We start from the raw sequence: 6,722 nt of genomic DNA, 5'->3' as shown, positions 1-6,722 counted from the left end.
ATCTCGAATCGAGCGCCCCCGTCAGCTCCGTCGGTCACCAGAATCTTTCATTTGTGGGCTTCCACGATCTCTTTGACAATACTCAGACCGAACCCGGTCCCCTCTTCCCGTGAAGAATACCCTGCCTCGAACACCTTATCGCGCTCTGCCTCAGGAATCCCTGGTCCATCGTCTTCCAGGTAGAATCCGTTATCGAGTGTACCGACCGTCACCGTCACTTCGTCGCCACCGTGCTCCACCGCATTGCTGAACAGGTTCTCAACCAACTGCTGGAGTCGGGTTTTATCCGCTCTGACGACGGTGTCAGGGTCGATGAGCAACTCTCCCGATTTCGTCTCCACGTTGTGCCAGCACCTCTGACCCAGTTCGACGAGTTCGACCGGTTCCCTTTCGCCGACGGCTTCCCCGGCACGAGCCAGCCTGAGGACATCCTCAATGAGGGTTTCCATCCGGTCGAGATTCTCCGCGGCCGTTTCGGTATGGTCGGACTCACATTCCTCCATAGCGAGCTCAAGCCGGCCTTTAGCCACGTTCAACGGGTTGCGGAGATCATGTGAGACGACACTGGCAAATTCGTCGAGTCGCTCGTTATGCCGTCGGAGTTCGTCTTCGTGTTCCTTGCGCTTCGTAATATCTGTAATGAATCCTTCGAGCATTTGCGCGTCGTTTGCCTGAGAAGTAACGAATTGGCCCCGCTCCCAAACCCATTTTGTGGCCCCCTCCTTCGTTCGAATTCGGTAGGTGAATTCAAACGGACGCTCCTCTTCGAGTGACTTCTGGACCGACTCCCAGACCGCTTGTTGGTCCGCTGGGTGAATGACATCCTCTCCCCAACTTACCTCCCCTTCCTCGAAAGCCTCAGCGGAATAACCCGCCAGTAATTCGCATTCGCCTCTGACGAAATCCATCGGCCAGTCAGGATCGTTCCGGGTTCGATAAACGATACCCGGGAGGTTGTTGATGTGAGAGACCTTACAAACCGCTCTATTCGAAGTTCCATGTTGGGTTGCCAGTATTCACCTTCCAATCCGCTATCTTCATTCGAGAGGAGAAAAGCGGATTCATTCACAATCCGTTTTCGGACAAGCCGTTGACAAAGGAGCTCGACCCGGTCCAAGTAGGTCGCATCTTCAAATTCGTCATCATTCGGTCGCTTCAATATGTGGGTGGTTAGTAAGCTTTCGCTCGATCGGCACAATATTTCCACTCGGCTAGGTTAACTTCCATCTCACATCTCCAAGGGGCTTGCCGACACAGAATTAATTAAATTTTAGACTGAGAAAATCTACACCTTTTTATAGGTCACCCAAAACTTTAATTACAATGGCTAATACCGTTGCTTCGTATGCCAATTGATAACGTGAATCGCCGTGACGTCCTGAAGGGCGCAGCAACGGTCGGAGTTATTAGCACTGCTGGTTGTCTTGGTGGAAACGGAGACGAAGACGGTGAGGACGGTGGGGACGAAAGCTACACGGTAACTATCGGCGCAACGTCCCAAAATAGTTCGACTCAGGCAGCGGCACAGGCCCTTGCACGTGCTGCGAATGAGCATAGTGATACGGTTAAAATCTCGCCCCAGGTTACGGACGGATGGACGGCAAACCTCTACGAATACGATGACGATAACATCCCCGCGATGGGCGTGGACAATAATTCCCTCTCGAAGGCAATGGCCGAAGATGGTCCCTTCGCGGACAATCCTGTCGACAAACTTCCCCAGCAGGGGTTTATGTTTACGTCACTTCAGATTCACTGGGTGGCACTCGAAGGATCGGGTCTCGAGTCGACCGCTGACCTCGCAGATGGGGGGTATACGATTTACCCGATTCAGCCAGGGTTCGGAACTCGGCTCCTAACTGAGGAAGTGATCAAAGAGGCGGGTCTGTGGGAACAAAACGACATTCTGAATGTGGACACGGGTGACATTCCAGGTGCAGTCGAGGAAGACCGCGTCGACGCACTCTGTGTCTACGGAGCGAATTCTGTGGCTCTTTCAGGATGGGTTCAAGAAGTCGATGTCAGAAGCGGAGGGGGCCTCTATCTTCTCGAGGTGGATGAGAACTACAGACAAGCCATTGAGGAGGTCCCAGGCGCAATTCTCGAGGAATTCGAGGCCTACGGCTACGAACAAGACGTGGATAAAGTCACCAATCAGGTCGTTTCTTGGTCCCTTGCAGCCCAATGGGCCTTCAGCCCAGATATCGATCCAGCAGCGACCAAAGAAATCGCCCGTATCGCCCATGAACACCACGATACGATACGGGACTCCGATCCGACCACCCTCAACTACGACGACCCCGAAATCATGACCACGACGGTGATCCCGGACCTGGAAATCCATCCAGGAATTGTAGAGTTTTTCCAGGACAACGATATTTGGAACGATGAGTGGACGAGCGGATAACTAAATCGAGCTCGTCCCTGACGGTCTCCCCCACCGAACTCCATCCGATACCACCGAATATACATGGACGATACGGACATGCAAACGAATCCGGCGGCGATGAGTGACGAGACAGATCAAACACCAGAACGGGCCGCAATTGACTCACTGTGGCCGGTCGGTCACGAAGAGTCAGGATACCGAAAGTTTCTCGAACTGCTCGTTACTTACGGTTCGGTTCCATTTTGGGCGATGATAATCTACTACGCAGCGACGCAGTTCTGGCCGCGGGCCAAATACGGGGTTCTCTTTCTTGGTGGGACCCTTCTATTGTACATATTTTCCGAATTACCAGATGCCATAGCGGATCGCGACTATTTCGATGTTGGCGCCTTGGTCGGTTCAGCCGTCGTTTCAGCCGTCACTGCCGGGTACCTGTTTCTCGATTTTCACCGGCTGTATGTGACCAGTTTGGGACATGCACAACCACATGAGTACTGGATCGCAGTCGCGTTTACGCTCGCCATCATTTACCTGACGTGGCGCTCATTTGGGGTCACCTTTCTCGCCGTTGTTTTGATCGGGATTGGCTACGGGCTCGTCGGTCCATGGATGCCGGGCGTGTTGTCACATGGTGGGCTGTCAGCCACACGAACCCTTCGGATTTTAGTCATCAGTATCGATGGATTCTTCGGCTTTCTGAATCAGCTTGTCGCGGCATGGATCGCGTTATTCCTCCTCTTTGCTGGGCTATTGAAAACCTATGGCGCCTTCGATCTCATTTTCCGGATCGCCGTCAGATCTGCGAAGTACATCGATTCCGGAATCGCCCAGACGGCCGTTATTGCAAGCGCGATAATTGGCTCAATCAACGGAAGTCAGACCGCGAATGCTGGGATGACGGGGTCGTTCACGATTCCCCTGATGAAAGACAGCGGAGTCAGTGCGGAGAGCGCGGGAGCCATCGAATCGGTCGCTTCCACGTCAGGACAGGTGCTTCCGCCAGTGATGGGGGCCGGTGCCTTCATCATGGCATCCCTCATCATGGGAATCACCTATATTGACGTCATCATTGCGGGGTTAATCCCAGCAGGGATCCTCGTTGTTTCAATCTTTCTGGCCGTTCATTATGTGGCGGCCCCCCAGATCGGGCCGACCGATCCGACAGATCATCTCGATGCAACTTTGGGGAACTGGGCGATGGCTTTCGAGAGTGTCAAGTACGGGATCCCGCTTTTTGTCTTGATTTACTACCTCGGTATCGTCCAGTACACGGTCATGACCTCGGCGCTTTACACCGCAGTGAGCATGATTTTTATGGGGGTACTTATTCCAGTCCTTCGAGCACTCACCATCGACGACCGAGGGGTCCCAAAGACTCTCAGAATCGTCGCGGTCCAAACCGTAGACGGATTCAGGGAGGGGATCATTGTTCTCGCCCCGGTAGCCATCATTTTGGCGGCCATTAACGGTGTTGTCGACATTCTCATGGCCACCGCAGTACCGACTGCCATCTCGCTCGCTCTTATGGACCTCTCAGGGGGCGTGATGTTAATCGCGGTCATTCTCGCAATGGCAATTAGCATTCTCATGGGTCTCGGGATGCCCACGACTGCGGCGTATACTGTCGTGGCGTTATTAATTGCGCCGTCATTAATCAACCAGTTTTTCGTCCCAAACCTCGCCGCCCATTTCTTCGTGTTTTACGCGGCGATTTTGGCTGGATTGACACCACCGATTGCGACGACTGTCGCTGTCGCTGCCGGGATCGCGGGCGGGGACTTCTGGGGAACCGCGTATGAATCCATCAAGATTTCGCTCCCGCTTTTCATCTTGCCGTTCACCTTTGTGTACCACCCCGAGATTCTTGACGGGAATCTCGCGAGTCCGACGCTCATTGCCGGTGGAGCGGCGATGGTTGGCGCGATATCGATGATTCACGGTATTAACTACCGCTTCCCATACGGACGAATCCGGACCTACCTCACCCGGTCTGGCTTTTTCGTTGTCGGCGTGATCGCAATGGTCTTTCCGGACCGGTCAGTCCAATTCGGCGCGATAGCAATCGTCGCCATTCTGCTCGCGGCACACCATATGCAAAAGAACACCAATGTCGCACTTCCGGTTTAGGCCAACTATCTTCCCTTCCTCGCTCGCTTTGTTCGCTTTTAGGCGGTGGGGATTCCACGTTTCTGCTTCGTTGATTCGTACCGCAGCCAGGTTCTGCTCGTGAAAACTACCTGCATACAACGTTTATTGCCCTGGCGAGTGGTATTTTTGTTATGTATCGAGTATTAATTCCGGTAGATACCAACGAACAACGGGCCAGAAAACAGACCGAAACGATTGACTCCCTTCCACCGATTGGCGATGAGGTCGAAGTCCATGTTCTTCACGTTTATGAGGAAATTGACATGCCGGCTGACGAAGCTGGACCGGCGCCAATTGAGCAAATTAACGAATCGTTAGATGAACTCCGGGAGATCCCTGAGAGCGTCCGGCAAGTCATCAAGGAACTGAAATCCATGGAGATCGAACCGATCGTTCACGAAAAAGTCGGCGAGCCCGCTGAGACAATTCTCTCAACAGCCAGGGATTTGGATGCGGATGTGATTCTGATGGGGGTGCGAGATCGAACACCCATTGGCAAGGTCGTCTTCGGCAGTGTAAGCCAGAAGGTCTTTCTTGAATGCGATACCCCGATTCTTGTGGCACGGTGATTTCCTCCGCTTCCTGAAAAGGGGCCGATTCCCAAGTCTAGCAAAAAGGATCGGATTGTTTAGTGACACAGTGGTTCTTTTTGTAGCGAACGCTGGCGCACTACTGCTCCAAAGATACGGGACTGCCCATTCACCCTGGTGATTCAGGGGTTTTCCTGGGAAGCAAGTAGAAAAGGAAGCCACCGAGGGCGGTAAAAACTGCAAGTGCGTAAATGGCCCCGTCGAAGTAGCCCAGATCGGCGAATCCGCCGACTGCCACCGATCCAAACGCCCCTAATATGAAAAACCCAGTCCGGAGGAAGCCCCAAATCGCTCCTCGCATCTCCTCCGGTAGAGCAGCGAGGATATATGCGTTCATCATTGGTTGTAGGGCCATTCGAATCGCGATGAGGACTGTCACCACGGCGAACCAGCCAAAGGAGGCGATACTGGGCAGCCATAGCAGCGGGAAGATACTCACGAAACTGACCCCGACAAGCACCCACCGGTAGCCAAAGTGGTCAGCAAGCCGGCCAGCGCTAAGTTGAAAAAATCCACCGACAAGGAAGAGGAGGGCATACAGCGAATTTGAAGCCGTCTGGCTGAGGCCACCTTCCGCTTGGAGGTAGGTCGGATAGAAAGCGGTGAACCCTTGGTAGATAAAAAGCATGATGACGATCCCACCGAGAGCTAGCACGATTCGTCGAGTACGGATGGCAACAATCGATTGGCGAACGCCTTCGACCACCGATCCTGCTGGAACAGTTCCAGGAAGCGTCTTCGGAACGACGACGAGCAGAGCGATACCAGAGACAAAGAATGCGGGCCCAACCACCCCAATCGCCAATCGCCAACCGAACTGCTCAGTAATGAGAGTGGCCATCAGGGGAAGAGTTGCTGCTCCGATACTCCCCGCGCCGAGGACGAGACCGAATGCCAGACCCTCGAACTGCTCGAAGCGTTTCGACAGCGCGGTCCCTCGTGCTGGTCCAAACAGCCCAGTTGAGATGCCAAAGATCGCGGCGGCGACCAGAAACCACCCGAATGAGGGAGCAAGCGCGAAGCCAACCATGCTCAACGATGCAAGGAGAGTGCTTGCGCCCAGTAGGGCGCGCTCGCCGATCCGGTCGGTGAGAACCCCTGCTGGATACTGCATGCCGCCATAGGTGAGCCACATCACTGTCACAATGATTCCGGCCCCAGCATTCTGGAGTGTGAACTCCGTTTTGATGATCGGCAATAGCGCGGGAACAAGAAATCGTGAACCGAGCGTGAGAAACCAACCAAATCCGAGGGCGAAGAGGAACCAACCGCGGTCGCTTCTGAATACGTCGGCGACGGTCTCGTCGGATGGAGAGGAGTTCGTCGAGTCCGTCTCATGGCCCCCCGTCACGTTAGGTTTGGCTACTCGCGTGGACCTACATGAAAGCGCGGGTGGCAGATTATCGGACGTTGAAAGTGAGTTGCGAGAAACAGATTCCGGCAGGAACAGAACAAGTCTACGAAAGCTTGAATTAGTACGCATTGGGACGGCGAAACAAGAACCATGACTTTTGTCCCACAAGGGTACCAGCTCTGCAAGATATGCGCTGTGTATTCATCACGTTCCGTGAGACCTAATCAGAGGTTGTCAGAAA

General features: G+C 53.9%; 6 protein-coding genes. 3 read left to right on the top strand and 3 right to left on the bottom strand.

The genetic code is table 11. The features are described from left to right. Positions 1-47 precede the first annotated feature (47 nt). Together V5A26_RS11045 and V5A26_RS11040 are read right to left on the bottom strand one after the other, a co-directional pair. Entirely contained in the window at positions 48-908 is an 861-nt protein-coding gene (locus tag V5A26_RS11045) for a sensor histidine kinase (protein WP_332322521.1), read from the bottom strand. Then, entirely contained in the window at positions 836-1,207 is a 372-nt protein-coding gene (locus V5A26_RS11040; protein ID WP_332322520.1) for a PaeR7I family type II restriction endonuclease, read from the bottom strand. The genes V5A26_RS11045 and V5A26_RS11040 overlap by 73 nt, the downstream gene beginning before the upstream one ends. A 171-nt stretch (positions 1,208-1,378) precedes the next feature. Here V5A26_RS11040 and V5A26_RS11035 point away from each other — a divergent pair, with 171 nt between their 5' ends. From V5A26_RS11035 to V5A26_RS11025, 3 genes are all read left to right on the top strand, one after another. Continuing rightward, positions 1,379-2,407, top strand: coding sequence for a TAXI family TRAP transporter solute-binding subunit (locus V5A26_RS11035; protein ID WP_442908776.1), 1,029 nt, complete (start codon positions 1,379-1,381; stop codon positions 2,405-2,407). 63 nt (positions 2,408-2,470) lie between these two features. Continuing rightward, positions 2,471-4,516 (top strand): TRAP transporter permease, encoded by a 2,046-nt coding sequence (locus tag V5A26_RS11030; RefSeq protein WP_332322518.1) that lies wholly within the window; start codon positions 2,471-2,473, stop codon positions 4,514-4,516. Between the two features lie 152 nt (positions 4,517-4,668). After that, positions 4,669-5,106: a universal stress protein gene (locus tag V5A26_RS11025; protein WP_332322517.1), complete on the top strand. Its 438-nt coding sequence runs from the start codon at positions 4,669-4,671 to the stop codon at positions 5,104-5,106. A 130-nt stretch (positions 5,107-5,236) separates the two neighbouring features. Here V5A26_RS11025 and V5A26_RS11020 read toward each other — a convergent pair whose 3' ends face one another. After that, complete coding sequence (locus tag V5A26_RS11020; RefSeq protein ID WP_332322516.1) at positions 5,237-6,478, bottom strand: MFS transporter; 1,242 nt, start codon at positions 6,476-6,478, stop codon at positions 5,237-5,239. Positions 6,479-6,722 lie beyond the last annotated feature (244 nt).

Source organism: Halodesulfurarchaeum sp., assembly GCF_036626455.1.
Taxonomy (GTDB): Archaea; Halobacteriota; Halobacteria; order Halobacteriales; family Halobacteriaceae; genus Halodesulfurarchaeum.
The sequence above is the reverse complement of the archived record's forward strand: the minus strand, read 5'-3'. Positions and strand labels throughout refer to the sequence as shown.

Excerpts from the sequence above, each read along its gene's own strand:
- V5A26_RS11045 (WP_332322521.1), bottom strand. The coding sequence starts at position 908 with ATGGATTTCGTCAGAGGCGAATGCGAATTACTGGCGGGTTATTCCGCT.
- V5A26_RS11030 (WP_332322518.1), top strand. The coding sequence starts at position 2,471 with ATGGACGATACGGACATGCAAACGAATCCGGCGGCGATGAGTGACGAG.
- V5A26_RS11025 (WP_332322517.1), top strand. The coding sequence starts at position 4,669 with ATGTATCGAGTATTAATTCCGGTAGATACCAACGAACAACGGGCCAGA.